Genomic DNA, 25,377 nt, shown 5'->3' with positions numbered 1-25,377 from the left:
TGATCTGTACTACTACTCGGTAACCGCTGGGCGCCCATGGCGCGCACGAAGGCGACCCATGGGCGTCGCCGGGCTCAGGGCGTGCGCTGTCGTGGCACCTCCCATGCGGCCAGGTCTTCCGCCGTGCGCGGCCCGCGGGCGTCCGGGGCGATCAGGCCGTGCGCGCGCATCAGGCGCGTGACCGCCATGCCCCAGGGGCGGCGCAGGCGGGCCGCGTCCAGCAGGGCGTCGTCGGCGAGCAGGGCCTCGACCGGGCCCGTCCGCAGACCGTGGGGCGAGAGGACGGCGGCCTCGTCCGCCCAGCGCAGCGCCAGGTCGACGTCATGAGTCGCCATCACGAGCGTCGTGCCCGAATCCCGCCGCCGCCCCAGCACCTCAAGCAGACGCTCCTGGCCGTGCGGATCGAGCCCGGCCGTCGGCTCGTCCATGATCAGGACCCGGGGGCGCATCGCCACGGCGCCCGCGATCGCGGCTCGCTTCCGCTGACCGTACGAGAGCAGGTGCGTCGGCCGGTCCTCCAGTGCGACGATGTCCAGCGCTTCGAGCGCCTCGCGCACTCGGAGCCGTACCTCCTCCTCCGGAAGCCCCAGATCCATCGGCCCGAACGACACGTCCTGCCCGACCGACGCAGCGAAGAGCTGGTCGTCCGGATCCTGGACGACCAACTGCACGGTCGTCCGCAGGCGCGTCAGCCCCTTCCGGTCGTACGACACCTCCTCGCCGTCCAGCCGGAGCGCGCCGCTGACGCAGCGCAGGCCCCCGCTCAGCAGCCGCAGCAGCGTCGTCTTGCCGCCGCCGTTGCGGCCGAGCAGGGCCAGCGCCCGGCCCTCCGGCACGGCGAAGTCGACGCCGTCGAGGACCACCGGGCCGTCCTCGTAGCCGAAGGTGGCCTTCACCAGTTCCACGACAGGGGATGCGGGACTCACGGCAGTGACCTTTCCAGTACGAGAGTGAGGGCGACGAGGCCGGCCGGCAGGCCGGCCGTCGAGGCGAGGAACCGGCCCGAGACCGCGGCCTCGGGCACCAGGACCCGCAGCGTCCCGTCGTATCCCCGTTCCGGCCAGGCCGGCCTGCAGACGCTGCGCCCGGTCGAAGGCGCGGACGAACGCCGTCGCGCCGAGCCCGGCGAGTGAACGCCAGGTCGCCGCCCGCGTGGTCAGCCCCAGCCGGGCCGCCTGTGCCTGTCGGATTTTGGATATCGCATCCAAAAGGAGAAAGCTGATCCGATACATCACCAACGCCACATCCACGACCGGCGCCGGCACCCCCGCCCGCACCAACCGCGGCAGTACATCGGATACGGGCGTGGTGAAGGCGAAGAGCAGCACGCCCAGGGACGCGGACGACGTCCGCAGCAGCAGTTCGCCCGCGTGTACCGGACCGTCCTGCGCGAACACCACCAGTCCCCGGGGCCCGCCCACTTCGGACAGGAGCGGGACGGCGCCCGTGACACAGAAGCTCAGCGGGATGCGGAACGCCCGCCACAGCTGGCGCCCCGGCACCCCGGCCGGACCCAGCAGGACGGCCAGGGTGGCCGCCGCGACCAGCACGGCCCCCGGCCACGCCGGCAGACCGACCGCGCAGAGCGTCAGACCGAATCCGAGCACGGCCTTCTCGGAAGGATGGCGGCGGCACCAGCGACTGCTGTGCGCCGCCGCGTCGATCGGCAGCACCGGCGGCTACTCGTCGCCGGACGCCGGACGCCGGACGCCGGCCGCAGCGCCTTCGCGTCGGCCCGGGCCTCGCCCTGCTTGCGGCCCTTGTGCAGACCGAAGTAGTACGCCAGCACCCCGGTGCCGAGCGCCGCCTGAAGAGAGAAGAGCGCCGACTCGATCTCGCCGGACGGCGGCTCGTAGAGCGGGCTGAACCACGGCTCGTAACCCGGATCGATCTCCGTGATCGCCGTCTCCGCCTCGGCGTCGGCTCCGGTGAACGGCTCCTCCTTGTGGTCGCCGAGCCCCAGGACCAGCGGGAGCACCGCCAGCGCCGCGACGACGAGCAGAAGCAGGCTGTTGATCTTCGCGTTCCGGCTCATCAGGCGCTCGCCTCCGCGGTGTCGGCCTTCTTACGGGACGGGAGCAGGACCCCGAGCCGGGTCAGGTCCCCCTTGCTGGACTGCGACAGCAGCCGCATCACGAGCACGGTCAGCAGACCCTCACTGACGGCGAGCGGGAGCTGCGTCACGGCGAAGATCCCGCCGAACTTGGCCAGCGCCCCGAGCACACCGCTGCCCGGGTCGGGGAAGGCGAGCGCCAGCTGGACGCTGGTCACGCAGTACGTCGATAGGTCGGCGACGAACGCGCCGAAGAACACGCTCACCATCAGCGGCACGTCGAAGCGGCGCAGCAGCCAGTACGTACCGAAACCGGCCCACGGCCCGACGATCGCCATCGAGAACACGTTGGCGCCCAGCGTGGTGAGCCCGCCGTGCGCGAGCAGCAGAGCCTGGAACAGCAGGGTGATCGTGCCCAGGACCGCCATCACCCACGGCCGGAACAGGATCGCGCCCAGGCCGGTACCGGTCGGGTGGGAGCAACTTCCCGTCACCGACGGGATCTTGAGCGCGGAGAGTGCGAACGTGAACGCGCCGGACGCGCCGAGCAGCAGGGTGGACTCGGGGTTGGCCTTGACCTCACGGGTCAGCGCGCGGACACCGTGGACGACGAATGGAGTGGACGCGACGCCCCAGGCGACCGCGTGCACAGGGGGCAGATACCCCTCGGCTATGTGCATGGTCGGGAGACCCTCTCCAGCACCTCGTGGATGGACAACGCACCCTGGCCGGTCTCCTGGCTGACGGGTCATGCCGCCGCGGCTCCGCCTTCCCACACCACCGCGGTCTCCCACGGCGGTCCAGTGGCTTCCCCGGAGGGATGGAGCCGGACTTCCCGATCACAGTGGCGAGGGCCGCACCGGTACCGCACCGGTACCGCACCGGTTTCCCGTACACCAAGGCGCTGTGGCATTAGTGGGTTGACCAGGTACATCACAACACGGGTGCGCCCCCGGACGGTGTGTGACCAATCTCCCGCGCGCCCCCGGCCCGCGCCGCAGGGGTTCCGGGCGCCCCCGGCCCGGGGCCGGGGGCTGCTCCCGGAACGGCTCCCGGACTCACTCCTTCCGGTACGCGTACGCCTCCGTCGCCGCGGCCGCCACCGCGTCCAGGTCGCCGCCCGCACTCGCCGTGACGAGTGCGGCGACGGCGCCCTCGACGAACGGGGCGTCCACGAGCCGCGCCCCCTCCGGCAGCTCGTCGCCCTCGGCGAGCAGCGCCTTGACCGTCAGGACGGCGCTGCCCAGATCGACGAGGAGGGCCACCCCGGCACCCCCGTCGACCGCCTTCGCCGCCTCGACGATCCGCTCCGAGCTGGTGCCGAGCCCCCCGTCGGGGGTGCCCCCGGCGGCGGCGACCGGCGCGGTCGCCCCGCCGCCCGCGAGCCCCCGGGCGAGAGCGGCGACGGAGTCGGCGACGGCCGCGCTGTGCGAGACGAGCACGATGCCCACCTGACCGGTCATCCGGCGGCCACCTCCGCGAGCGCGGCGATCAGGAGCGCCGACGAGGTCGCCCCGGGGTCCTGGTGTCCGACGGACCGTTCGCCCAGGTAGCTCGCCCTGCCCTTACGGGCCCGGAGGGGTACGGTCGCGAGGGCGCCGGCCTCGGCCGCGTCCCGGGCGGCGGCGAAGGAGTCGCCGAGGGCCTCGGCCGCCGGTACGAGCGCGTCCAGCATCGTCTTGTCCCCGACCTGGGCCCCGCCCAGCTGCCCGACGGCGGCGACCCCGGCGGCCAGCGCCGTCGCCAGGTCCTGCCGGGTCACCGACGCGGCCTCGCCGAGCGCCTTGCCGGTGTGGCGCAGCAGCGTCCCGTACAGCGGCCCCGAAGCGCCCCCGACGGTGGAGATCAACTGTCGCCCCGCGGTGGTGAGTACGGCCCCCGGTGTCGCGGGCGGCTCCTTGTCCAGGACCTCGGTCACGGCGGCGAACCCCCGCTTCAGGTTGGCGCCGTGGTCGGCGTCGCCGATCGCCGAGTCGAGCTCGGTGAGGTGGTCTGCCTCCCGGTCGACGGCGGCCCTGGCAGCGGCCAGCCAGCGACGGAAGAACGCGGCGTCGAACTCGTTCACTTCGTTCATCCTTTCCTCACCGGCCCCAGCGCAGAGCAGCCGTCTGCACGGGCGCGTCCCAGAGCCGCAGCAGCTCCCCGTCGGCCTCGCAGAGCGTCACCGAGCATCCGGCCATGTCGAGCGAGGTGACGTAGTTGCCCACCAGCGTGCGGGCGACCGGCACCCCGCGCTCGGCCAGCACGCGCTGCACCTCGGCGTTGAACCCGTACAGTTCGAGCAACGGCGTGGCGCCCATCCCGTTCACCAGGGCGAGGACCGGCCCGGACGGCCGCAGGTCCTCCAGTACGGCGTCGACGGCGAAGTCCGCGATCTCACGCGAGGTCATCATCGCGCGCCGTTCACGCCCCGGCTCGCCATGGATCCCGATACCCAACTCCAGCTCACCCTCGGGCAGTTCGAAGGTGGGGCTGCCCTTCGCGGGCGTCGTGCAGGCGCTCAGCGCGACACCGAAACTCCGCGACCGCTCGTTCACCCGCCGCGCGATCGCCTCCACCCGCTCAAGCGGCGCGCCCTCCTCGGCAGCGGCCCCTGCGATCTTCTCGACGAAGAGCGTGGCGCCGGTTCCGCGCCGCCCGGCGGTGTACAGACTGTCCGTCACCGCCACGTCGTCGTCCACCAGGACCTTGGCGATCTGGATGCCCTCGTCCTCGGCGAGCTCGGCGGCCATCTCGAAGTTGAGGACGTCACCGGTGTAGTTCTTGACGACGAACAGCACGCCCGCCCCGCTGTCGACGGCGGCGGCCGCCCGCACCATCTGATCGGGCACGGGCGAGGTGAACACCTCGCCGGGGCACGCGGCCGACAGCATCCCGGGCCCCACGAACCCGCCGTGCAGCGGCTCGTGCCCGGACCCGCCGCCGGACACCAGCCCCACCTTCCCGGCGACGGGCGCGTCCCGCCGCAGCACGACCCGGTTCTCGACATCGACCGTAAGTTCAGGATGGGCGGCGGCCATGCCCCGGAGCGCATCGGCGACCACGGTCTCCGGGACGTTGATCAGCATCCTCATGGGTACCTCCTGGTGGGGTGAGCAGGCGAGCCGCTGAGCAGGGTTTCTTCTGGCCAGAGCAGGTGAAGCGAATTGTTGATCTCGGCGGTTCGTGACGACTGGGGGCGGTTCTGGGCGGTACTGATGTCGACTCAATGTTGACTCAATGCCGACTCTTCCTGATGATGCATCAGGTTTGGGTCGAGGGAACGAGCATGGCGAATGCGCATCATGGCGCAATTGTCGACGCGCGGTCGTTGGCGCGCACCGGTGCGTCATCGGCCGGATCTGGGGCGATTCTGATTCCAGGGTGCACGGGGAGTCGACGGCTTAGGAAGTGGGTCCCGTCCTATGGGTAGGACCCTCCCGATCGTCGGGCCTCCAGCGCACCCAGCGGCTGGGGCTTTGGAGTCGAGGCTTCTCCGGCCACGCCGGATCATGGGCGGCCGGTGTCAGTGGGGCCTCCTGGACTGCCGCGACCCGATGACCAAGCGCAGCCGAGGGGATCGTGGAGGGTGCAGAGTGTCCTCCCGTGGATCGCAAAGCATCTGCACCGCGTGAGTTAGAGGCAATGCAACGTCAGGCCTGGGCATGCCTCAGTGACGCCGCGATGCCTGCCCACCAGCGGCTGGCGTCGGGATCCCAGGTCCCCGATCGACCTGTTCCCGATGACGCACCACGTGGAGTGCGTGGCGATCCTGGAGCCGGTGAAGAAAGCTGCCTGAGCTGGGGTTTTGCGGGTGCGCTTCATGGGAGGTGTGGGCGTTACGGGCGGCATCTCGACGCTGAGATGACGCTCGTTCTGATGGGGCGTCAGGTGAATTCCGAGGGGGCGGATCGCGGTGCGCACCGATGAACAAGTGCACCCCTTGCTGTGATGTGGCGCGCCGTCTTGGTGCTGGTGCTGGTGCTGACTGCGGCGGATGTGGCGTCGGCGCCACGGGCGCGGTGGCACGGTTGGCCGAGCGGCTCGGGGTCGATCCGGGTGTGATCGGTGCGTACGGGCGTCGGGCGAAGACGCGTACGGAGCATCCATGGTCGGCAACGCGGTGCTTGGGTTGGCGGGTGGCGTCGGCGCTGGAGGAGTTCTTGCTGACGCGGGCGATGGAGCACGACGCGCCGACGCCGTCGTTCCGGCCGGCGTTCGAGTACCTGGTCTCGGCGATGCTGCCCTGCCGGTGGCCGTGCTGACGCGCGCCACGGGCTCCTCGGACGTGGGCTGGGGCGGTGGTAACACCATGCTGATCACCGGTCGCTGCCGCTGTGCTTCCGTCTGGATGCATGCCGAACGGTTACCTCGGTACCTTCGTGCCCGTCATGATCATGACGGAATTCGCGCGAGGAAGGTAACGACATGACCGGATCAGGTCCGCACGAAGCACTGGCGGGAGCCTTCGAACAGCAGCGAGAGCGACTGGTGGCGGTCGCCTACCGGATGCTCGGGTCGCGGGGGGACGCCGAGGACGCGGTGCAGGAGGCGTGGATCCGGCTGGCGCGACAGGACGCGGCTGCGATAGACAACCTGGCCGGCTGGCTGACCACCGTGGTCGGCCGGGTCTGCATCGATGTGCTGCGCTCGCGCAAGACCCGGCCGGAGCTGTCGTACGAGGACCGGCTGCCGGAGCTGGTGGTGTCCGTGGACGGCGGGGCGGCGCCCGAGGACGACGCGATGCTCGCCGAATCGGTCGGGCTGGCACTGCTGGTGGTGCTCGACACTCTCACGCCCACTGAGCGGCTGGCGTTCGTCCTGCACGACATGTTCGCGATGCCGTTCGCCGAGATCGGCGAGATCATCGGCCGGTCCACCGACGCGACCAAGATGCTCGCCAGCCGGGCCCGCCGCAAGGTGCGGGGCACACCGCCGCCGCAGGAGGAGCCGCGACGGCAGCGCGCGGTGGTCGACGCGTTCCTTGCCGCGGCGCGGGGCGGGGACTTCGAGGGGCTCGTGCAGCTGCTCGATCCGCAGGTGACCTGGCGTACTTACCACCCGCAGGGCGTGATGACCTTGGTCGGGGCGGCGGAGGTGGCCGAACCGGTCATGCGCGGCGTCCGGTCGATGACCTCGGTGCTCCCGGTCCTGGTCAACGGGCTGCCCGGGTTCGTGGCCTGGGGTGCGAGGGGCAAGCTGCTCGGCGTGGTGGCGTGCACCGTGGCCGGCGGCCGGATCACCGAGCTCCTAAGCGTGAGCGACCGCAAGCGCCTCGACGCGATGGGGCTGCCCGCGCGACCCGAGTAGCGCACGTCGAGATGTTCAGTGCATGGGGTTGTTACCTCTTGGCGGGGCGCTTCGTCGTAGTGGTGAAAGCAGCCGAAGACGAAGGAGACCGCGATGGAACCCCGTATCAACCCCATGCACAACGAGGTCGGTTCGAAGTGGGCCAGGTGCATCATCTCGTCGAACAAGGCCATCACCGACTCGGCTCTGCCGAAGCCGGTGCAGGAGCTGGTGAAGATACGCGCCAGCCAGATCAACGGCTGCGGCGGCTGCCTCGACATGCACACCAAGGACGCCGCGGCCGCCGGCGAGAGCATGGTGCGGATCAACCTGGTCGGGGCGTGGCGGGAGACGACCGTCTACACCGAGGCGGAGCGGGCGGCGCTGGAACTCACCGAGCAGGGCACCCGCCTCGCCGACTCCAGCGGCGTCACCGATGAGGCGTGGGCGAACGCGGCGAAGCACTTCGACGAGGACCAGCTCATGGCCCTGGTGGCCCTGATCTGCGTGATCAACGCCTTCAACCGGCTGAATGTGATCACCCGGACGCCCGGCGGTGAGTACCAGCCCGGTCAGTTCGGCTGACGCGGACGACGCGGTTCCCCTCAGGCTCTCAGGCGGACCCGGGGCGACCCCCGGGTCCGCCCGCGGCCGCCACCCCCGGACATTGCGCCAAGGACAGGACTCATGAACACCGCACTGTGGATCGCCACCGGACTACTGACCGCCGTCTACCTGTTCTCCGGCCTCGGGAAGCTGTTCGTCCCACGGGAGAAGATGGCCGGGATGGCCGACGCCGCGCGCTGGGTCCTCGACTTCAAGCCCGGCACCCTCAAGGCCATCGGAGCAGTCGAGATCCTCGGTGCCGTGGGCCTGATCCTGCCCGCCCTGCTCGGCATCGCGCCGATACTCGTACCGCTGGCGGCCAGCGGCCTGGCGCTGATCCTGACCGGCGCGACGATCATGCGGATCCGCCGCGGCGAGACCAAAGCCGCGCTGGGGGACGCGGGCTACCTTGCCCTGACCGCCTTCGTGGCGATCGGCCGCTTCGCACTGGAACCCTTCACCGGCTGACGGCCCGTCATCCGGGCGGGATGCGGGCCGCGATCCGCATCCTCCGCGTGGGCGCACTCGCCGAAGGGCAGCGAACAGGACAGGGCGTGCTCGATGAGCGCATCGACGAACGATCTCCACGGCGGCGACGAGATGGGCGCGGCTGTGGCGGCACCTGTCTCATTGGAGCGATGCCGGACTGTACCCGCGATCCGCCCCGCATGTCTGGCACCTACTGCGGCGCTGGAGCCACCTCGCGTCAGCCGCCCCGAACGGGGAAGCAAGCGGGTCTCCACCGACCAGCAGTCGACCGACCGGCAGGACGTCGTCCTCGCCGAGGCCGGGATCGAGGACCCGGTGGAGTTCGAGGAATCGGCCGACACTTCCAGCCGGCTCCACCCGCTCCAGCGCCTGAGGTTCAGCGAACTGCTCGCGTACGCGTGCCCCGGCGACACCGTTCACACCTCCGAGATGTTCCGTCTCGTGCGCGGCGCTGCCACAGGCAGGCAGCCCGTGTGGGAGGGGGCCAGCGGCGGGCAAGGTGAACGGCGGGGGTCAAAGTGTCATCGGTATAAGGGAGTTGTCGAGGCGCTGCGATACGTTGAAGGCGTGACCGACATCGAATCGCGGATCGACACGTCCCGTCCGCACACTGCCCGGATATGGAACTACTGGACCGGCGGTAAGGACAATTACCCGGTCGATCGGGAGGCCGGCGACCGGATCCGTGAGCTGCATCCTGGGATCGGGGAGTACGCGAAGGCGGACCGGCTGTTCCTGGGGCGGGCGGTGCGGTACCTGGCCGAGCAGGAGGGCATCCGGCAGTTCCTGGACATCGGGACGGGGCTGCCGAGCGCCGACAATACGCATGAGGTCGCCCAGCGCGTCGCCCCCGACGCGCGGGTCGTGTACGTGGACAACGACCCGCTCGTCCTTGCACACGCCCGTGCCCTGCTGGTCGGGACGCCCGAGGGCCGCACCGACTACCTGGACGCCGATCTGCGGGACGTCGACACGATCCTGGCCGCCGCGGCGAAGACGCTCGACCTCTCGCAGCCGGTCGCGCTGATGCTGCTCGGGGTCGTCATCTTCGTCGAGAGCGACGAGGAGTCGTACGCGATCGTCCGCCGGCTCATGGACGCGCTCGCCCCCGGCAGCCACCTCGTCCTGTCCCACACGGTCACCCACCCCGACATGCCGGATGTCGACGCGGCGGTGGCGTTCTGGAACGAGCACGGTACGCCGAAGCTCACGCAGCGGACCCCCGCCGCCGTCGCGCGCTACTTCGACGGCCTGGAGCTGCTCGAGCCCGGGGTGGTGTCCTGCTCCGCGTGGCGGCCGGAGACGCCGACGCCGGACGTCGCGATGTACGCGGGCGTCGGCCGCAAGTGAAGGCGGGCGTGGGCGGTCCGTAGGTCCGTACGCCAGGGCCAGTGCGTCGAGCCTCGGTCGCGTACACCAGCGGGAAGGGGCTTTGTCCGGTCCGGTCGGAGTCGACCGGGCCCTTGGTCTGCGTGGCCAGGCCGACCTTGCGCTCCTCCATCGCGCACCGTGCCAGGCGCGTAGTGGCGCTGACGTGGCAGCCAGGTGGCGGCGTACTCGCCGCAGCGCTGCTTGCCCAACGATTCGCTTCATGTCGGCCTGCTGCGCGCGGAGTGCTCCGCTTCTCGCCGCCCTGTCGCCCACGCTCTCAGCAGCGTCGTTCCAGCTCTGAGCCACCGCTCGATCTGGTTGATCCACGACGAATACGTGGGAGTGAAGTGGAGCTGGAACCGGGGATCCGCAAGCAGCCTCTTGTGCCCCACCGGCGCCTTGTGGGCGGAGAGGTTGTCGCAGATCACGTGGACCGTCAGGCCCTCGCCGGTCTGGCGGTCGATCTCGTCGAGGAAGTCCCGGAGGTCCACCGCCCGGTGCTGCGCGGACAGTTGCGTGATCAGCCACGGTGCGGACCGCCACTTCCTCCACCTGGGCGTTGTTGACGGTCCGCGGCACCCGGGCCGCGGCTCATCAGGCAGGCCGTCCAGTCGGTCCCGCAGGAACCGCGTCCCCCATCTGGCCACCGTCTTGCGCTCAGCCGCGCGGCCACGACTGTGTTGGCGCCGGCCGGGGCCGACCCCTGGCCTTCGCGATCACCGGCGGGAACGTGAACGACTGCACCCAATTCGAGGTCGTCAGGCAACGGATCCGCGTCGGACGCAACGGGCCGGGTCGGCTCCGGCCCCGGCCCCGGCCGGTCGTCGCGGACAAGGGCTACCCCGCCCGCAGCCCCTTCCATCGGTGCAAGAATTTTGCGAGTCTCTGACCATATTTTGCGGCCATGCTTTACCGTGGGCTCATGAACAAGAAGCTGACCGAGGTCTCACGGTTCGCGGGTGTCAGTGAGGCGACGGTGCGGCGGGCCCTCAATGGCAGCCCGCTGGTCGCTCCGGCGACGATGGAGCGGGTGATGAGGGCGCTGGACGTGCTGGGGCTGCCCAGGCCGGCGACCGTGAAGGCCGAGCGGAGCCCGCTGATCGGGGTCGTGGTGCCAGACCTGCGGAACCCTGTCTTCCCGGCGTTCGCGGAGGCGATCGCCGGTCGTCTCAACAAGCGCGGTTGGATTCCCGTGCTGTGCACTCGCACATCTGATGGCGTGTCCGAGGCGAACTACATCGACATGCTGCTGGCCCAGGACATCGGCGGGATCGTCTTCATCGGGTCCAGCTACGCCGACGCGGGACCGGAGCAGGGCGCCGCCCTGAAGGAGCGGAAGGTGCCGCTGGTCCTGGTCAACGCGGCCGACGAGAACGCGGACGCGGTGCAGATCAGTGCCGACGACGCGGACGCGGTGGGGCAGTCGCTCACCCACCTGACCGGCATGGGGCATCAGCGGATCGGCTTGCTGGTCGGTCCCGTCGGGCACGTTCCGTCCGCTCGTAAGCTGGCCGCTTTCGCCGCGTTCTGGAAGGCCCGCCAGGTGCCCTCCCGCGACGGGATGCCCCTGGTCGGGAATGCCTTGTTCTCCATGGAGGCGGGAGCTGCTACGGCAGTGGGACTCCTGACGCGCGGAGCGACAGCCATCGTTTGCGGGAGTGACGAGCTCGCGCTAGGAGCGGTCCGCGGTGCCCGCCGCCTGGGTCTGGATGTTCCGGGTGGCGTGTCGGTGACCGGCTTCGACGACTCGCTGTTCATGGGGGCGGTGGATCCCCCGCTGACGACATGTCGGCAGCCCGTGGCCCGGATGGCCGATGCCGCGGTGGAGGCCTTGGCGCAGCAGATGCGGGGGCATCGGGTCGAGTCGGGTGTGACGTTGTTCCAGACGCAGTTGATCGTCCGCAACTCCACGGGGAGGCCGGCTCGCTAGCGCTGTGCGTAGAAGTTTTGCAACTTGTCATTGACTTCTTACGTGACCGACTTCTACCTTCTGCATGTCCGCTGGAGCTGTGGGCGCGGGGTTCACAGGCGCGGGTGCATCGCAGGAAGGCTGATGTGTCATGGCTGTCATGGCTGGTACCAAGAGCCGTCGTCGGTTCATAGCCACGGGCGTGGCCTGCGCCCTCACAGGAGCGCTGGCCGCGTGCGGCGGCGAGTCGTCCTCCGCCGGTAAGGACGGCGTCGTCACGATCTCGGTGAACAACATGCCGCCCAAGACGCAGCCGGTGGACCGCAAGTACTTCGAGGAGGACGTCAAGGCCTTCGAGAAGGCCCACCCGAAGATCAAGATCGATGCCCGCGAGGGGCAGATGGACCCCAAGACGTTCTCCGCGAAGCTGGCCGGCGGCCAGCTGGAAGACGTGTACTACGTGTACTTCACCGACCCGGCCGGTCTGATCCAGCGCCGTCAGGGCGCCGACATCACGCCGTACGTGAAGGACATGCCGTACTTCAAGGACATCAAGCCCGAGTTCCTGAAGGTGTTCACCGGACCGGACGACAAGATATACGGCCTGCCCAACGGCCAGTACTCGCTCGGCCTGGTCTACAACCGCGACCTGTTCCGGAAGGCCGGTCTGGACCCCGACTCACCGCCCAGCACGTGGGACGAGGTCCGCGCGGCGGCGAAGAAGATCGGCGCCCTGGGCGACGGCACCGTCGGGTATGCCGACTACAGCAAGAACAACCAGGGCGGCTGGCACTTCACCGCCTGGGTGTACTCCATGGGCGGCGACATCGCCGTGCAGAAGGACGGCAAGTGGAAGGCCGCCTTCGACAGCGACGCCGGGCGCAACACCCTGCGGATGCTGCGTGACATGCGCTGGACCGACGACACCATGGGTTCCCGCCAGCTCCTCCAGATCGAGGACGCGCAGAAGATGATGGGCGCCGGCAAGCTCGGTATGTACATGGCCGGGCCGGACAACATACCCACCGTCGTCAAGCAGTTCGAGCGCAAGTACGACGAGTACGGGGTCGCCGCGATGCCGGGGCCGGCGACCCTCGGCGGCGGCAACGGGTTCATGTTCAACCCGAAGGCCTCACCGGAGAAGATCAAGGCCGGCATCGAGTGGGTCCAGTGGAAGTACCTCAACCCGGACCGGACCGAGTTCGAGGACAAGCGTGCCTCCGACAGCGACGTGCCCATCGGTCTGCCGCTGGATCGCCTGTTCACCGGGCAGGCGGAGGCGAAGCAGGACGCTGCCCACGCCAAGTACGCCAACGTGCCGACGGAGAACTACAAGCCGTTCGTCCAGCGCAACGCCGAGATCCAGCAGAAGGTCGAGCCGCCGAACGCCCAGCAGATATACACCGTCCTCGACGGAGTGATGCAGGCGGTGCTGACCAAGAAGGACGCCGACCTCGACCAGCTCCTGAAGGACGCGTCGAAGAAGGTCGACGGCATTCTCGCGACGGTCAAGTGACATGGCGGCTCCGACCCTCACCCGGACATCGAAGCATTCCGCCGAGCCGCAGAAGAACAACGCGATACCCCTGCACAGGCGTCGGCGCCGCATCCGTGAGAACGTCACCGCCTATGCCTTCCTGGGCGCTGGGCTGATCTGCTTCGCGCTGTTCTCCTGGTACCCGATCGTGCGGGGGCTGCTGCTCGGCTTCCAGCAGGTCAGCTTCGCCCAGCCCGCCACTTGGGTGGGCTGGGAGAACTACCAACGCCTCGTCGACGACCCGCTGTTCGTCACGGCCTGGAAGAACACCGGCTACTTCACGCTCCTCGCCCTGGTCTTCGGTTTCGCCGTGCCGTTCGTGACCGCCGTGGTCCTCAACGAGTTCCGGCACGCCCGGTCCTATCTGCGGATGACGGTCTACCTCCCGGTGATGCTGCCGCCGATCGTCACCATGCTGCTCTGGCGCTGGTTCTACGACCCGGGCCCGGGCCTGTTCAACAAGGTCCTCGAGGTGTTCCACCTGCCGGCCCAGCAGTGGCTGGAGTCGGAGAACATGGCCATGCTCTCCCTGGTCCTGGTCTCCACCTGGGCGAACATGGGCACCACCACACTCATCTATCTCGCCGCCCTCGGCTCCATCCCGGGCGAGCTGTACGAGGCGGCCGAGTTGGACGGGGCCTCCATCCGGCAGCGGTTGTTCCACGTGACCGTCCCGCAGATGCGGTTCATCCTGATGATCACCCTGCTGCTGCAGGTCATCGGCACCATGCAGGTCTTCGTCGAACCGTACGTCCTGACCGGCGGAGGACCCGACGACGCCACCGTCACCGTCCTGCTGCTGCTCTACCGCTACGCGTTCGTCTACAACGACTTCGGCATGGCCAGCGCCATGAGCACGGTGCTCTTCCTCGTCCTGGGCGCCTTCGCCGCCGCGTACCTGCGACTGAGCCGCGGCAAGGGCTGAAAGGAACGACCATGTCCGCATCGCGTACCCTCATCGCTCCCGGTGAGATGAACCGCCGCGCCGGCCGCTTCCTCTACCGGTTCGTGCTGGGCTCGACCGTCGTCGGCTTCACCATCGCCTTCGTCTTCCCGCTGTACTGGATGGCGAGCGGAGCACTGAAGTCCTCATCGGAGCTGGCCGATCCCAACCCCACCATCTGGCCGCAGAGTTGGCACCCGGAGTCGTACTCCCAGGCGTGGACCAACGTCGGCCTGGGCGACTACTTCCTCAACACCCTGCTGCTGGCGGCCGGCGCATGGCTGCTCCAGCTCATCGTCGACGTGTCCGCCGCCTACGCCCTGTCCAAGCTGCGGCCGGCACTGGGCAACGTCGTTCTCGGCATGATGCTCGCCACGCTCATGCTGCCGGTCTCCGCCCTGCTGGTGCCGACCTACCTGACCGTCACCGACGTCCCTCTGCTCCACGTCAACCTGATCAACACGCCCTGGGCGATCTGGCTGCCGGCCTGCGCCAACGCCTTCAACATCTTCATCCTCAAGCGCTTCTTCGACCAGATCCCGGCCGAGCTGCTGGAATCCGCCCGCCTGGACGGAGCGGGTCCCGTCCGCGTGCTGTGGTCCGTCGTGCTGCCCCTGTCCAGGCCGGTACTGGCGGTGGTGTCCATCTTCGCCGTGGTCGGTGTCTGGAAGGACTTCCTCTGGCCCCTCCTTGTCCTGCCCGACCCGGCCCGGCAGCCGATCACCGTCGCACTGAACCGTCTGGCCGAGTTCATGCCCGCCAACCAGCTCCTGGCCGGGATGGTCATGGCCTCCGTCCCTCTGCTGGTGATCTTCCTCGTCTTCCAGCGGCACATCATCGCCGGTCTGACGGCGGGCAGCCTCAAGGGCTGACAGGGACCGCCCCGCCCCACAGCTCGCAGCCGGCCGGCCCAGCCCAGCGCCTCCACCTCCCCTCCAGACCCGGAAGGACATGCAGCCGTGTCGATCCATACAAGAGCCCCACACACCACAACCTCCGCCATGGCAGCCGCCCTGCTCCTCGCCGTCACCGGCGCCGTCTCCTACAGCGCGGCCGCGTCGCCCCCGGCCTACGCCGCCTCCACCGTCCTGGAGGCCGAGTCGGCGAACCTGTCGGGCGGTGCGGTGGCGGAGAACGAGCACTCCGGCTACACCGGCAGCGGCTACGTGGGCGGGTTCACCGACCCCCACAAGGGCACCGCTTCCCTGACAACCACCGTGCAGTCCGCGCACGCGGGCGCCGGATCGGTGAAGATCCGTTACGCCAACGGCACCGGCTCGGCGAAGACGCTGACGCTGTTCGTCAACGGCACCCCCTCGGGCCAGGTCAGTCTGCCGGCCACCGGCAACTGGGCCGACTGGTCCACGCTGGACGCACCGGTCACCTTCACCAACGGCGCCAACACCCTGGCGTTGACGTTCACCAGCGCGGACAGCGGCAACGTCAACATCGACCACCTCGTCGCGGCCACCCCCGGCGACCCCGGCGACCCCGGCGACCCCGGCGATCCGGGAGACCCGGACCCGGCAGGCGTGGGCGCCTCGCTGCCGTTCACCACGTACGAGGCGGAAGCGGGTCGGACCAACGCCTCGGCCATCGGTCCCGACCGCACCTATCTGTCCCCGGCCTCCGAGGCGTCCGGCCGCAGAGCCGTCAACTTGACCCAGACCGGCGACTACGTCGAGTTCACGCTGACCAAGCCCGCCAACGCGATCAACCTGCGCTACTCCCTGCCCGACAGCGGCGACGGCCGGGGCATCGACGCCTCCCTGAGCGCCTACGCGGACGGCCAGCCTCTGCCCGACCTTCAGCTGACCTCGCGCTACGCCTGGGTCTACGGCGAGTACCCGTACACGAACAATCCCGGCGAGGGAAAGGGGCACCGTTTCTTCGACGAGACCCGCATCAGCCTCGGCCGGACGCTGCCGGCGAACACCGTCCTGCGCCTGCAGAAGGACGCCCTGGACACCGCCGCCCTCTACACCGTCGACCTGCTGGAGGCGGAGGAGACCGGCGCGGCCGGCACCCTGCCGAGCGGCTACGTGTCGGCAAGGGACCTCGGCGTCACACCGAACGACAGCCAGGACGACACCGCCGCCCTCAACAGCGCGCTGCAGAGCGCCAAGAGCCAGGGCAAGGGCCTGTGGCTGCCCGCCGGTACGTACAACATCTCCGACCACATCAACCTCTCCGGGGTGAAGCTGCGCGGCGCCGGCGTGTGGCACACCGTGCTGCGCGGCACCGGGTTGAAGGGCGGCCTTTTCGGCCGGGGCGGCACCAGCAGCGTCGAGGACCTGATGATCGACGGCCAGAACACCGTCCGTGACGACGCGGGCGGGCACGCCGCCATCGAGGGCGACTTCGGCAGCAATTCCACCATCCGTAACGTGTGGATCCAGCACACCAAGGTCGGTCTGTGGGTCACCGCTCCGACCGACGGACTCAAGGCCAGCGACCTGCGCATCCGTAACACCTACGCCGACGGCGTCAACCTGCGCGGCAACGTGCAGAACACCGTCGTCTCCAACAGCAGCATCCGCGGTACCGGCGACGACGGCATGGCCATGTGGTCCGACCCCGGCGCCGTCAGGAACAGCGCCTTCCGTAACAACACCATTCAGCTGCCCACGCTCGCCAACGGCGCCGCCGTCTACGGCGGCAGCGGCAACAGCGTCGAGAACAACCTCATCTCCGACACCGTCACCGCCGCCGCCGGCGTCGCCGTCAGCACCCGCTTCGGCGAGCCGTTCAGCGGCACCACGACCGTCTCCGGCAACGCTCTGCGCCGCACCGGCAGCCTGGAGCCCAACTGGAACGCCAAGCTCGGCGCCCTCTGGATCTTCGCCGAGCCCAGTCGTCACGACATCACCCAGCCCGTCGTCCTGACGAACAACAGCGTGGAGGACTCCACCTACAGCGGGCTGCTCGTCAGCCACCAGAAGCAGGTCACCGACCTGCGCGTGGACGGACTGACCATCAACCGGACCGGCGCCTACGGCATCGAGATCAACGCGGGCGGCAACGGGACGTTCTCCAACACCAAGGTCACCGGCACCGCCGGAGGCGGGCTGAACGTCGCCGGCGGTTTCACCATCCAGCGGGGGAGCGGCAACTCCGGCTGGTGATCCGGGCGGGCCGCCGGCCCGGGAGGCCGTGTCGCCATCCCGACCCGCGGCCGACCGATCGCCCTCACCCCCGACTCCGCGGGCCCGGACCACCAGTCCCCGGCATCCGGGCCCGCGGTACCCACTCCACTCGCTTCGTACAGGAGGCAATTCCCCATGACCCCGCGCACCACCGACTGGTGGCGACACGCAGCCATCTACCAGGTCTACCCGCGCAGCTTCGCCGACGGCAACGGTGACGGCATCGGCGACCTGGCCGGCGTGCGCTCCCGACTGGACTACCTGCAGCGCCTGGGCATCGAGGCCCTCTGGTTCTCCCCCTGGTACCTGACCCCCATGGCCGACGCCGGCTACGACGTCACCGACTTCCGGCAGATCGACCCTCGCTTCGGCACCCTCGCCGAAGCCGAAGCCCTCATCCGCGAGGCCCACGAGCGCAGCATCCGCGTCATCGTCGATGTCGTCCCCAACCACGTCTCCCACGAGCACGAGTGGTTCCTCAAGGCCCTCGCCTCCCCGCCCGGTTCCCCGGAACGCGAGCTGTTCTGGTTCCGCGACGGCCGAGGCGAGAACGGCGAACTGCCGCCCAACGAATGGCAGTCCATCTTCGGCGGCCCCGCCTGGACCCGCGTCCCGGACGGCCAGTGGTACCTGCACCTGTTCGCCCCCGAGCAGCCCGACCTCAACTGGCGTCTCCCCGCGGTCCGTTCCGAGTACGAGGACGTCCTGCGCTTCTGGTTCGACCGGGGCGTCGACGGCATCCGCGTCGACTCCGCCGCCATGTGCAGCAAGGACCCCGCGCTCCCCGACTACGACCACAGCGTCCTCCCCGACCCCCACCCCTACGTCGACCTCGACGAGAACCACGACATCTATCGCGGCTGGCGCGCCGTCGCCGACTCCTACCCCGAGCCGCGCGCCCTGATCGGCGAGGTCTGGCTCGCCGACTCCGCGCGCTTCGCCCGCTACCTGCGCGCCGACGAACTCCACGCCGCTTTCAACTTCGAATTCCTCGGCTGTAGTTGGGACGCCGCCGCGCTGCGCGCCTGCATCGACCAGACTCTCGCCGACCACGCCGATGTCGGCGCCCCCAGCACCTGGGTGCTGTCCAACCACGACGTCACCCGCCACGTCACCCGCTACGGCCGCCCCGACACCAGCACCGCCGCGGGCATCCGCCAGTACAACCCCGTCGTCGACGAAGACCTCGGCCGCCGTCGCGCCCGCGCCACCGCCCTGCTCACCATGGCCCTCCCCGGAGCCGTCTACATCTACCAGGGGGAAGAGCTCGGCCTGCCCGAAGTCGAAGACATCCCCGCCGACCGCCGCGACGACCCCATCTACCACCGCACCGGCGGCACCGACCCCGGACGTGACGGCTGCCGCGTCCCGCTGCCCTGGAGCGGCCACCAGGAGCCCTACGGCTTCAGCCCCGACGGGGCGGCGGCCCGCCCCTGGCTCCCGCAGCCCGCCTCCTGGGCACATCTCAGCGTCGCGGCGCAGGAGTCCGACCCGGCCTCCATGCTGCACTTCTACCGCGAGGCCCTGTCCCTGCGCGCCGGCCATCCCGCACTCGGCGACGGCCCCATGCAGTGGCTGCAGGCCCCCGACGGCGTCCTCGCCTTCACCCGCGGCACGGACTTCACCTGCGTAATGAACCTCTCCGGCACCCCCGTCGCCCTGCCCGAACACCGCACCGTACTGCTGTCCTCACACCCCCTGAACGGCACCCGCCTGGAAGCAGAAGCCAGTGCCTGGCTGCACACCACCTGACCACCGCCGCGCAGCCGCCATCGACGAGGCGAAGCTCCACCGGCTTCACCGGCTCGACCGGCTGGACCCGCTCCCCCCGTAACTCGACGAACTCGCGCTCCTCGACCTGGCGCAGGCCGCGCTGAACGCCTCCCCGGCGGCGTCTACCTCGTCACCGCTGTCAGCCCGAAGTTCACCACCGAGCAGCTTCGGGCGCGCTGACGAGGGGAGCCGGCTGGGCCGGGACGGTGTTCATTTCGTATGTGATCAATTGTGGGACGACGTCCGGATGTGAGGCGTTCGGACCCTCATGGCCTGACATGATCCGGGCCATGACTGACTCGTCCACCGGACCGACGGAAGCACCGTCGTATCTGCCCGAGCGGGCCCGTGTGTTCGTCGCGGGGCACCGCGGCCTCGTCGGCTCCGCGATCGCCCGCGTGCTGAGCGCGGACGGGCACGAGGTGATCACCCGGACCCGCGCCGAGCTCGATCTGCGCGACGCGGCACGGACCGCCGCGTTCCTCGCCGGGACTCGCCCCGACGCCGTCGTGCTCGCCGCAGCCAAGGTCGGCGGGATCATGGCGAACAGTACGAGCCCGGTGCAGTTCCTGGAGGAGAACCTCCAGATCCAGCTCGCGGTCGTGGCCGGTGCGCACGCCGCCGGGGTCGAGCGCCTGCTCTTCCTCGGCTCGTCCTGCATCTACCCGAGGCTCGCCCCGCAGCCGATCTCCGAGGACGCGCTCCTCACCGGTCCGCTCGAGCCGACCAATGAGGCGTACGCGCTGGCCAAGATCGCCGGCATCGTGCAGGTTCAGTCGTACCGGAAGCAGTACGGCGCCGCCTACGTCTCCGCGATGCCCACGAACCTCTACGGCCCCGGCGACAACTTCGACCTGGAGACCTCACACGTCCTGCCGGCGCTGATCCGACGCTTCCACGAGGCCCGTGAGGAGGGATGCGAGGAGATCGTGCTCTGGGGCTCCGGGACCCCGCGCCGGGAGTTCCTGCACGTCGACGACCTGGCAGCCGCCTGCGCCGTACTGCTGCGGAGCTACGACGGCGACGAGCCGGTCAACATCGGCTGCGGCGAGGACCTCTCCATCCGCGAACTCGCCGAGACGATCGCCGATGTGACGGGATACCAGGGCAGGATCGCGTGGGACACGAGCAAGCCCGACGGCACCCCGCGCAAGCTCCTCGACGTGTCCCGGCTGACCGGACTCGGCTGGAAGCCGGCCGTCACACTGCCCGACGGCATCGCCGCCACCTACGCCTGGTGGCGGGAACAGAACTGACGTCGATCCCGCCGCCCGGACCGTGCGATCCCGGTGTCTATGTGAGTGGGCCACCCGGTGCCGGAGCCGCTCGGGAGGAGGAGTCCGCGCTCGGAGGCGGTTCCTGGATGTCGAGCCGATGAGCCGGTGAACGGCCTCACCAGGCATCACCTCGCCTTCGGCCGCCACCGCTGCCCGGGTGCGCCACTGGCCCGTACGAAGGCGGCGGTGGGCGCTGCGCGCGGCAGCCCGCCGCCTACCGGTGCACGTCTCGCGGCGGCGTCGACGCGGATCCCGCGTCCGCCCTGCATCGGTCGCGGTCTCGGAACCGCAACAGCCCCGATGTTCGGCCTGCTGTGCTTCCCGGCCCCCCGCGGGTGCCGGCCGTACGAGGCTGATGAGCCCGCGGGTGCTTCCGTCGCGTCACACGCGGTCGGGGAACGACACGCCGAAGCCGTTGCCGGGGTGCCAGTGGTCGCGCGGCCTGTCGTCGAAGTGCAGGAAGCGACGCTGGCGCTCTTCGGACCAGCGCGCCAGGCACGGCCAGGCATGGCTCCGGCTGGACAGGACCAGCGCGTGCTCGGAGAGCGCCGGGGCCACGGCTGCCAGCTCGGCGTCCTCGTGGTCCGGCCCCACCGAGGTGTCCAGCAGGACCATGTCGACGCCGCGCTCCTGGACCTGCGGGCTGCCCAGGACCTTCACGGAGTCGCCGACGACCTGGTCCACGACGGCCCGGTACGGCCCCCGGATCAGTTCGCCTGCCCGGGGGTCGATGTCGACGGTGGTGAGCCGGCCGCTTCCGTTGCGGAGCAGAGCGGCGGCGATCAGGCTGCTGCTGATGCCACGGTGCGGGCCGGCCTCGACCACGTGCGCGGGGGCGAGCGTGCGCACGAGGGCGTAGTACGCGACGCGTCGGCCGTAGCGCACCTCGCGGTCGCAGGTCCCGGAGCGGACGCTGGTGGCCAGCCCCTCGTTCAGGGTCCTGCGGAGTTCGGCGTCCTCCTCCGCCTCCTGGATGTGCGCGCGCGCCACCTTCACCGGGGTGCCGGTGACCTCGCTCACGAACCAGCAGAGGTGGTCGTGGTTCGAGGGCTCCAGGTCGTAGGTGAAACAGGAGTGCTCGCGGGAACGGACGAGCCAGGCGCCCGACCGCTGGAGCAGGCGGGCGTCGTAGCGGGCGACGGTGGCCAACCGCAGGGGCAGAGCGGCTGCCCGCGCGAGCGGGGTTGCGGCGATCTTCCGGGTCAGGTTCTGCATGGGGGGAGGCTAGGGGCGATGGCTTGGCAATCCGAGAAGAACCAGCCCATGTCGCCCTCCGTCGCCGGTGTGGCCCACGACATTCAGCCGGTCGACCGCGGCTGCGCCGTTCAGAGCCGGTCGACGCCCTCCCCGCGGCATCTGTTGCGGGTGTCGAAGACATAGCGGGCGTGCCGTTCGACGAGCACGTAGTCGAAGCCGTCGTGGTCCGTTGTCACGACGACCGCGTCCGCGGCGCGCAGCTCCTCCTCCGTCAGTTCCACGCGCAGCACGTGGGCCGGGAGATGGGCCGGGGGCGCGTACGGTTCGACGGCCCGCACATGGGCGCCCGCCTCGTGCAGCAGCCGCGCGACCTCGACGGCCGGGGACTGGCGTACGTCGCCGGTGTTCTTCTTGTAGGCGAGACCGAGCAGCAGGACATGTGCACCGGTCAGCTCCCGTCCCAGTCCGGCGGCCACGCGCCGGACGACATGAAGCGGCATGTGCGCGTTGATCTCGTTGGCGAGCGAGATGAACCGGACGTCGTGGCTGAGCTCGCGGCGCACCTGCCAGGCAAGGTAGGTCGGGTCGACGGGCAGGCAGTGGCCGCCCACCCCCGGACCCGGCAGGAACGGCATGAAGCCGAAGGGCTTGGTCGCGGCGGCGCCGACCGCTTCCCAGATGTCCACGTCGAGCGGGCGCGCGCACATCGCGAGCTCGTTCACGAGCGCGATGTTGACCTGGCGGAAGGTGTTCTCCAGAAGCTTGGTCAGCTCGGCGGTGCGCGGGGACGAGACCGGCACGGTGCGGGTGACGATCCGGCGGTAGAAGGAGTCGATCGCGCCGAGGGAGTCCTCGTCGACCCCGGACACGACCTTCGGCGTGTTCTCCAGCCGCCACTGGGTGTTGCCCGGATCGATGCGCTCGGGGCTGTAGCCGAGATGGAAGTCCCTGCCCGCGCGCAGCCCGCTGCCGTGTTCGAGGATGGGCCGTAGGACGTCCTCGGTGGTGCCCGGGTAGGACGTCGACTCCAGGACGACCGTCGCGCCGGGCCGCAGATGAGGCGTGACGGATGACGCGGCGCTCTCGATGTACGAGAGGTCGGGTGCCCCGTCCCGCAGCGGGGTCGGCACCGCGATCACGCAGACGTCGAAGTCCGTGGCGTCGGCGTAGTCATGACTGACCGTCAATCCGCTGTCGAGCGCGCCGAGCAGTCGCTCGGGAGTGATGTCCTCGACGTAGGAGTCGCCCGCCGTCAGCTGCTTGATTCGCAGCTCGTCCGTGTCGAGCCCGGTCACGAGGAAGCCGGCTTCCGCCGCCGCCACCGCGAGTGGCAGTCCTACATATCCGAGCCCGATCACAGTGACGCGGCGAGGCGCCTCGGTTGGTCCCATAAGGGCAATCTCCGATCGAGGAACGACAGAAACAGATCGTGTTTATCACTCGATATCTAGACAAAGGCGGCTAATTTACCCAAGGCGGCCGGGCGCTTCCCCGGTATCACCCCGATACCGCAACGTGGTCCCACGTCGGCCGGGAGAAACTACGGAACGGGCTGCGCAATGGAATCCCTCACGTACTTGGTCACCGGCGGTGCCGGCTTCATCGGATCCCATCTGGCGGAGGCCCTGCTCCACGAGGGTCACTCCGTGGTCGTCCTCGACGACCTGTCCACCGGTGACCTGACGAACCTCGCGGAGGTCAGGGCGCATCCCCGATTTCGCTTCGCCGGCGGCTCCGTCCTGGACGAACGCCTGGTCGACGAGCTCACCGGCCGCTGTGACGCCGTCGTCCACCTGGCCGCGGCGGTGGGCGTCCGCCAGATCGTCGAGCAGCCGCTGAGGTCGTTCACGACCAATGTGCGAGGCGCCGCACATGTCATCGAGGCGGCCCACCGCCACGGCCGCCCGCTCCTGCTCGCCTCCACCTCCGAGATCTACGGCAAGAACGCCTCCGGGCCGCTGACCGAGACCGCGGACCGGGTGCTCGGCGCCACGACCGTCGCCCGCTGGTCGTACTCGACGGCGAAGGCGGTCGACGAGATCCTCGCCTTCGCGTATCACCGGGAGCACGGGCTCCCCGTCACCGTGGTGCGCCTGTTCAACACCGTGGGGCCGAGGCAGTCCCCGGCGTACGGCATGGTCGTGCCCCGCCTGGTCCGCCAGGCGGTCACCGGCGAGCCGCTGACGGTCTACGGCGACGGGCGGCAGCGGCGCTGCTTCGCGCATGTCGCCGACGTGGTGGACGCGTTGATGCGGCTGCTGACGCACCCCGGCGCGGTTGGCCAGGTGTTCAACGTCGGCACCTCCGAGGAGACCTCGGTCGGCGAACTCGCCGCGCGCATCGTCCACCGGGTGGGCAGCGGCTCGCCCGTGCGGCTCGTCTCCTACGAGGAGGCCTACGGGACCGGCTACGGCTTCGAGGACATGGAGCGCCGCGTCCCGGATACGACCCGTCTGCGCGAACTGACGGGCTGGCGCCCGCGGCTCACGCTGGACGACATCCTGGACGCGGCGATCGCCGACGCGAGACGCCGCTGCGCCTCCCCCGAGGACAGGGCTCCGGCGGACGACGCTCTCGCCGGTGACCCCGTCGCCGACCGCACTCCCGCGGACGGCCGCCTTTCCCCCTCCCGCACGCCCGCGATTCCGGACGGCCGGGCGCCCCTCCCGGTGCCCAACACCCGAAGGGTGGAGTCGCCCTCGGTGGCCGATCGCACCACCCCCGCCTCCTCCCAGCCCCATTCCTGACGGGACATCACCGTGATCTTCGGAATCGCGGCCGTCGCCGCGCTGCTGCTCACCGCGGTGCTCGTCGGGCTGCTGCGCGGCTGGGCGCTGCGCCTCGGACTCGTCGACCGTCCCACCGGCCGCAAGGCTCACGCCCGGCCCACCCCCCACCTCGGTGGTGTGGCCGTGGCCGTCGGCACGGTCGCCGTCAGCCCGCTCGCCTGGTGGGGCGACACCCCGGTCGGACCGGCCACCGGAGCTCTCCTTTCGGCCGCCGGAGCCGTCGCCGTCCTCGGCCTGGTCGACGACCTGCGGCCGATGAGCGCGCGCTCCCGGCTCGTCGTGGAGGCATGCGCGGCCGCCCTGGTGGTGCACCACGCCGGATTCGGGCTCCTCCTGGGGGCGTTGGCGGTCCTTTGGATCGTCTTCGTCACCAACGCCTTCAATCTGCTGGACAACTCGGACGGTGCGATGGGCACGGTCGGCGCGGTCACCGCGTTCGGCCTGAGCATCTGCGCGGCGGCGGAGTCCTTGTACGGACTCGCCCTTGTCCTGTGCGCCCTGGCCGCCGCGCTCACCGGCTTCCTTCGGCACAACTGGTACCCGGCCCGGATCTTCCTCGGCGACTGCGGTTCCCTGTTCACCGGCTTCGTCCTGGCCTCGGCCGCCGTGCTGGTGCACGTGGGCCACGAGCCGCTGACGACCGCGGGGGGCGTCTTCGCCCTGTCCGCCGTGGTCGCCGCCGACAGCCTCCTCGTCGTGGTGTCCCGCCGTCGCGCGGGCCGCTCCGTCCTCATGGGCGGCACCGACCACATCGCCCACCGGCTGCGCCGGCTCGGCCTCACCACGCCGGGCGCGGCGGTGGTCCTCGGCATCGCGTCCTGCGTGGGCGTGACCATCGGGCTGCTCCTGCACCGCGGCGTCCTCGGCCCCTCCGCGGCCCTCTGGGTGGCGGCCGGCGTCCTCGCGGCGGTCCTCGGCCTGCTGCGCGTTCCCGTCTACACCCGGCAGGTGCGCACACAGCGGCTGTCCGGCAGCCCGGCCGCCACGGGCAGAACCATCGACATGGCCAGGGGATGACG

23 protein-coding genes, 2 pseudogenes and 1 riboswitch are annotated in these 25,377 nt (G+C 70.2%); of the genes and pseudogenes, 15 read left to right on the top strand and 10 right to left on the bottom strand.

Annotation, left to right across the window (positions count from 1 at the left end; all coding sequences use genetic code 11):
• Positions 1 to 74 precede the first annotated feature (74 nt).
• The 7 genes and pseudogenes from Q5762_RS23850 to dhaK form a co-directional block, all read right to left on the bottom strand.
• Positions 75 to 926 carry an ATP-binding cassette domain-containing protein gene (locus Q5762_RS23850; RefSeq protein WP_315894259.1) on the bottom strand — a complete coding sequence of 284 codons (852 nt, stop codon included), beginning with the start codon at positions 924 to 926 and terminating at the stop codon, positions 75 to 77.
• Positions 923 to 1,673, bottom strand: a pseudogene (gene cbiQ, locus Q5762_RS23845) (cobalt ECF transporter T component CbiQ). Before cbiQ ends, Q5762_RS23850 begins: the two are co-directional and overlap by 4 nt.
• Entirely contained in the window at positions 1,589 to 2,035 is a 447-nt protein-coding gene (locus Q5762_RS23840) for an energy-coupling factor ABC transporter substrate-binding protein (protein ID WP_315894258.1), read from the bottom strand. The pseudogene cbiQ and the gene Q5762_RS23840 overlap by 85 nt, the downstream one beginning before the upstream one ends.
• Positions 2,035 to 2,733 (bottom strand): energy-coupling factor ABC transporter permease, encoded by a 699-nt coding sequence (locus tag Q5762_RS23835; RefSeq protein WP_315894257.1) that lies wholly within the window; start codon positions 2,731 to 2,733, stop codon positions 2,035 to 2,037. The genes Q5762_RS23840 and Q5762_RS23835 overlap by 1 nt, the downstream gene beginning before the upstream one ends.
• Before the next feature lie 28 nt (positions 2,734 to 2,761).
• Positions 2,762 to 2,997: riboswitch (cobalamin riboswitch) on the bottom strand.
• A gap of 114 nt (positions 2,998 to 3,111) precedes the next feature.
• Positions 3,112 to 3,516, bottom strand: coding sequence for a PTS fructose transporter subunit IIA (locus tag Q5762_RS23830; RefSeq protein ID WP_315894256.1), 405 nt, complete (start codon positions 3,514 to 3,516; stop codon positions 3,112 to 3,114).
• On the bottom strand, positions 3,513 to 4,118 hold the full coding sequence (gene dhaL, locus Q5762_RS23825; protein WP_399495252.1) for a dihydroxyacetone kinase subunit DhaL: 606 nt from the start codon (positions 4,116 to 4,118) through the stop codon (positions 3,513 to 3,515). Before dhaL ends, Q5762_RS23830 begins: the two co-directional genes overlap by 4 nt.
• A 16-nt stretch (positions 4,119 to 4,134) precedes the next feature.
• On the bottom strand, positions 4,135 to 5,127 hold the full coding sequence (dhaK, locus tag Q5762_RS23820; protein WP_315894254.1) for a dihydroxyacetone kinase subunit DhaK: 993 nt from the start codon (positions 5,125 to 5,127) through the stop codon (positions 4,135 to 4,137).
• Positions 5,128 to 5,958: 831 nt separating this feature from the next.
• On the opposite strand from dhaK, the gene Q5762_RS40025 reads away from it, so the two are divergent.
• The 5 genes from Q5762_RS40025 (at position 5,959) to Q5762_RS23800 (ending at position 9,766) form a co-directional block, all read left to right on the top strand.
• The gene (locus Q5762_RS40025; protein WP_399495251.1) at positions 5,959 to 6,297 is read left to right on the top strand and encodes a DUF4158 domain-containing protein; all 339 of its coding nucleotides are present in this window, start codon (positions 5,959 to 5,961) and stop codon (positions 6,295 to 6,297) included.
• A gap of 163 nt (positions 6,298 to 6,460) precedes the next feature.
• Positions 6,461 to 7,342 carry a sigma-70 family RNA polymerase sigma factor gene (locus Q5762_RS23815; protein ID WP_315894253.1) on the top strand — a complete coding sequence of 294 codons (882 nt, stop codon included), beginning with the start codon at positions 6,461 to 6,463 and terminating at the stop codon, positions 7,340 to 7,342.
• A 93-nt stretch (positions 7,343 to 7,435) separates the two neighbouring features.
• On the top strand, positions 7,436 to 7,906 hold the full coding sequence (locus Q5762_RS23810) for a carboxymuconolactone decarboxylase family protein (RefSeq protein ID WP_315894252.1): 471 nt from the start codon (positions 7,436 to 7,438) through the stop codon (positions 7,904 to 7,906).
• Between the two features lie 102 nt (positions 7,907 to 8,008).
• A complete protein-coding gene (locus Q5762_RS23805; protein WP_315894251.1) occupies positions 8,009 to 8,395 on the top strand; it encodes a DoxX family protein in 387 nt (128 codons plus the stop codon).
• A 588-nt stretch (positions 8,396 to 8,983) separates the two neighbouring features.
• Entirely contained in the window at positions 8,984 to 9,766 is a 783-nt protein-coding gene (locus Q5762_RS23800; RefSeq protein ID WP_315894250.1) for an SAM-dependent methyltransferase, read from the top strand.
• A gap of 239 nt (positions 9,767 to 10,005) precedes the next feature.
• Here Q5762_RS23800 and Q5762_RS23795 read toward each other — a convergent pair whose 3' ends face one another.
• Complete coding sequence (locus Q5762_RS23795; protein ID WP_315894249.1) at positions 10,006 to 10,278, bottom strand: transposase; 273 nt, start codon at positions 10,276 to 10,278, stop codon at positions 10,006 to 10,008.
• A 197-nt stretch (positions 10,279 to 10,475) separates the two neighbouring features.
• On the opposite strand from Q5762_RS23795, the pseudogene Q5762_RS23790 reads away from it, so the two are divergent.
• The 8 genes and pseudogenes from Q5762_RS23790 to Q5762_RS23755 form a co-directional block, all read left to right on the top strand.
• A pseudogene (locus Q5762_RS23790) lies at positions 10,476 to 10,628 on the top strand (IS5/IS1182 family transposase); the annotation flags it as partial.
• 81 nt (positions 10,629 to 10,709) lie between these two features.
• Positions 10,710 to 11,717, top strand: a complete 1,008-nt coding sequence (locus tag Q5762_RS23785) for a LacI family DNA-binding transcriptional regulator (RefSeq protein WP_315894248.1) — start codon at positions 10,710 to 10,712, stop codon at positions 11,715 to 11,717.
• A gap of 139 nt (positions 11,718 to 11,856) precedes the next feature.
• A complete protein-coding gene (locus tag Q5762_RS23780) occupies positions 11,857 to 13,212 on the top strand; it encodes an extracellular solute-binding protein (protein WP_315894247.1) in 1,356 nt (451 codons plus the stop codon).
• Position 13,213: 1 nt separating this feature from the next.
• Positions 13,214 to 14,158 carry a sugar ABC transporter permease gene (locus Q5762_RS23775; protein WP_315894246.1) on the top strand — a complete coding sequence of 315 codons (945 nt, stop codon included), beginning with the start codon at positions 13,214 to 13,216 and terminating at the stop codon, positions 14,156 to 14,158.
• Positions 14,159 to 14,169: 11 nt separating this feature from the next.
• On the top strand, positions 14,170 to 15,048 hold the full coding sequence (locus tag Q5762_RS23770) for a carbohydrate ABC transporter permease (protein ID WP_315894245.1): 879 nt from the start codon (positions 14,170 to 14,172) through the stop codon (positions 15,046 to 15,048).
• 129 nt (positions 15,049 to 15,177) lie between these two features.
• Complete coding sequence (locus Q5762_RS23765) at positions 15,178 to 17,301, top strand: glycosyl hydrolase family 28-related protein (protein ID WP_315894244.1); 2,124 nt, start codon at positions 15,178 to 15,180, stop codon at positions 17,299 to 17,301.
• A 156-nt stretch (positions 17,302 to 17,457) separates the two neighbouring features.
• Positions 17,458 to 19,074, top strand: a complete 1,617-nt coding sequence (locus tag Q5762_RS23760; protein ID WP_315894243.1) for a glycoside hydrolase family 13 protein — start codon at positions 17,458 to 17,460, stop codon at positions 19,072 to 19,074.
• A gap of 311 nt (positions 19,075 to 19,385) precedes the next feature.
• The gene (locus Q5762_RS23755) at positions 19,386 to 20,351 is read left to right on the top strand and encodes a GDP-L-fucose synthase (protein ID WP_315894242.1); all 966 of its coding nucleotides are present in this window, start codon (positions 19,386 to 19,388) and stop codon (positions 20,349 to 20,351) included.
• 402 nt (positions 20,352 to 20,753) lie between these two features.
• On the opposite strand, the gene Q5762_RS23750 is transcribed toward Q5762_RS23755, so the two are convergent.
• Both Q5762_RS23750 and Q5762_RS23745 read right to left on the bottom strand, forming a co-directional pair.
• On the bottom strand, positions 20,754 to 21,587 hold the full coding sequence (locus Q5762_RS23750; RefSeq protein ID WP_315894241.1) for a class I SAM-dependent methyltransferase: 834 nt from the start codon (positions 21,585 to 21,587) through the stop codon (positions 20,754 to 20,756).
• A 110-nt stretch (positions 21,588 to 21,697) separates the two neighbouring features.
• A complete protein-coding gene (locus tag Q5762_RS23745; RefSeq protein ID WP_315894240.1) occupies positions 21,698 to 22,960 on the bottom strand; it encodes a nucleotide sugar dehydrogenase in 1,263 nt (420 codons plus the stop codon).
• 168 nt (positions 22,961 to 23,128) lie between these two features.
• On the opposite strand from Q5762_RS23745, the gene Q5762_RS23740 reads away from it, so the two are divergent.
• Positions 23,129 to 24,316 (top strand): NAD-dependent epimerase/dehydratase family protein, encoded by a 1,188-nt coding sequence (locus Q5762_RS23740; protein WP_315894239.1) that lies wholly within the window; start codon positions 23,129 to 23,131, stop codon positions 24,314 to 24,316.
• Positions 24,317 to 24,328: 12 nt separating this feature from the next.
• A complete protein-coding gene (locus Q5762_RS23735) occupies positions 24,329 to 25,375 on the top strand; it encodes an MraY family glycosyltransferase (RefSeq protein ID WP_315894238.1) in 1,047 nt (348 codons plus the stop codon).
• Positions 25,376 to 25,377 lie beyond the last annotated feature (2 nt).

It is taken from the genome of Streptomyces sp. P9(2023) (genome assembly GCF_032436795.1).
Classification (GTDB): Bacteria; Actinomycetota; Actinomycetes; order Streptomycetales; family Streptomycetaceae; genus Streptomyces.
The sequence above is the reverse complement of the archived record's forward strand: the minus strand, read 5'-3'. Positions and strand labels throughout refer to the sequence as shown.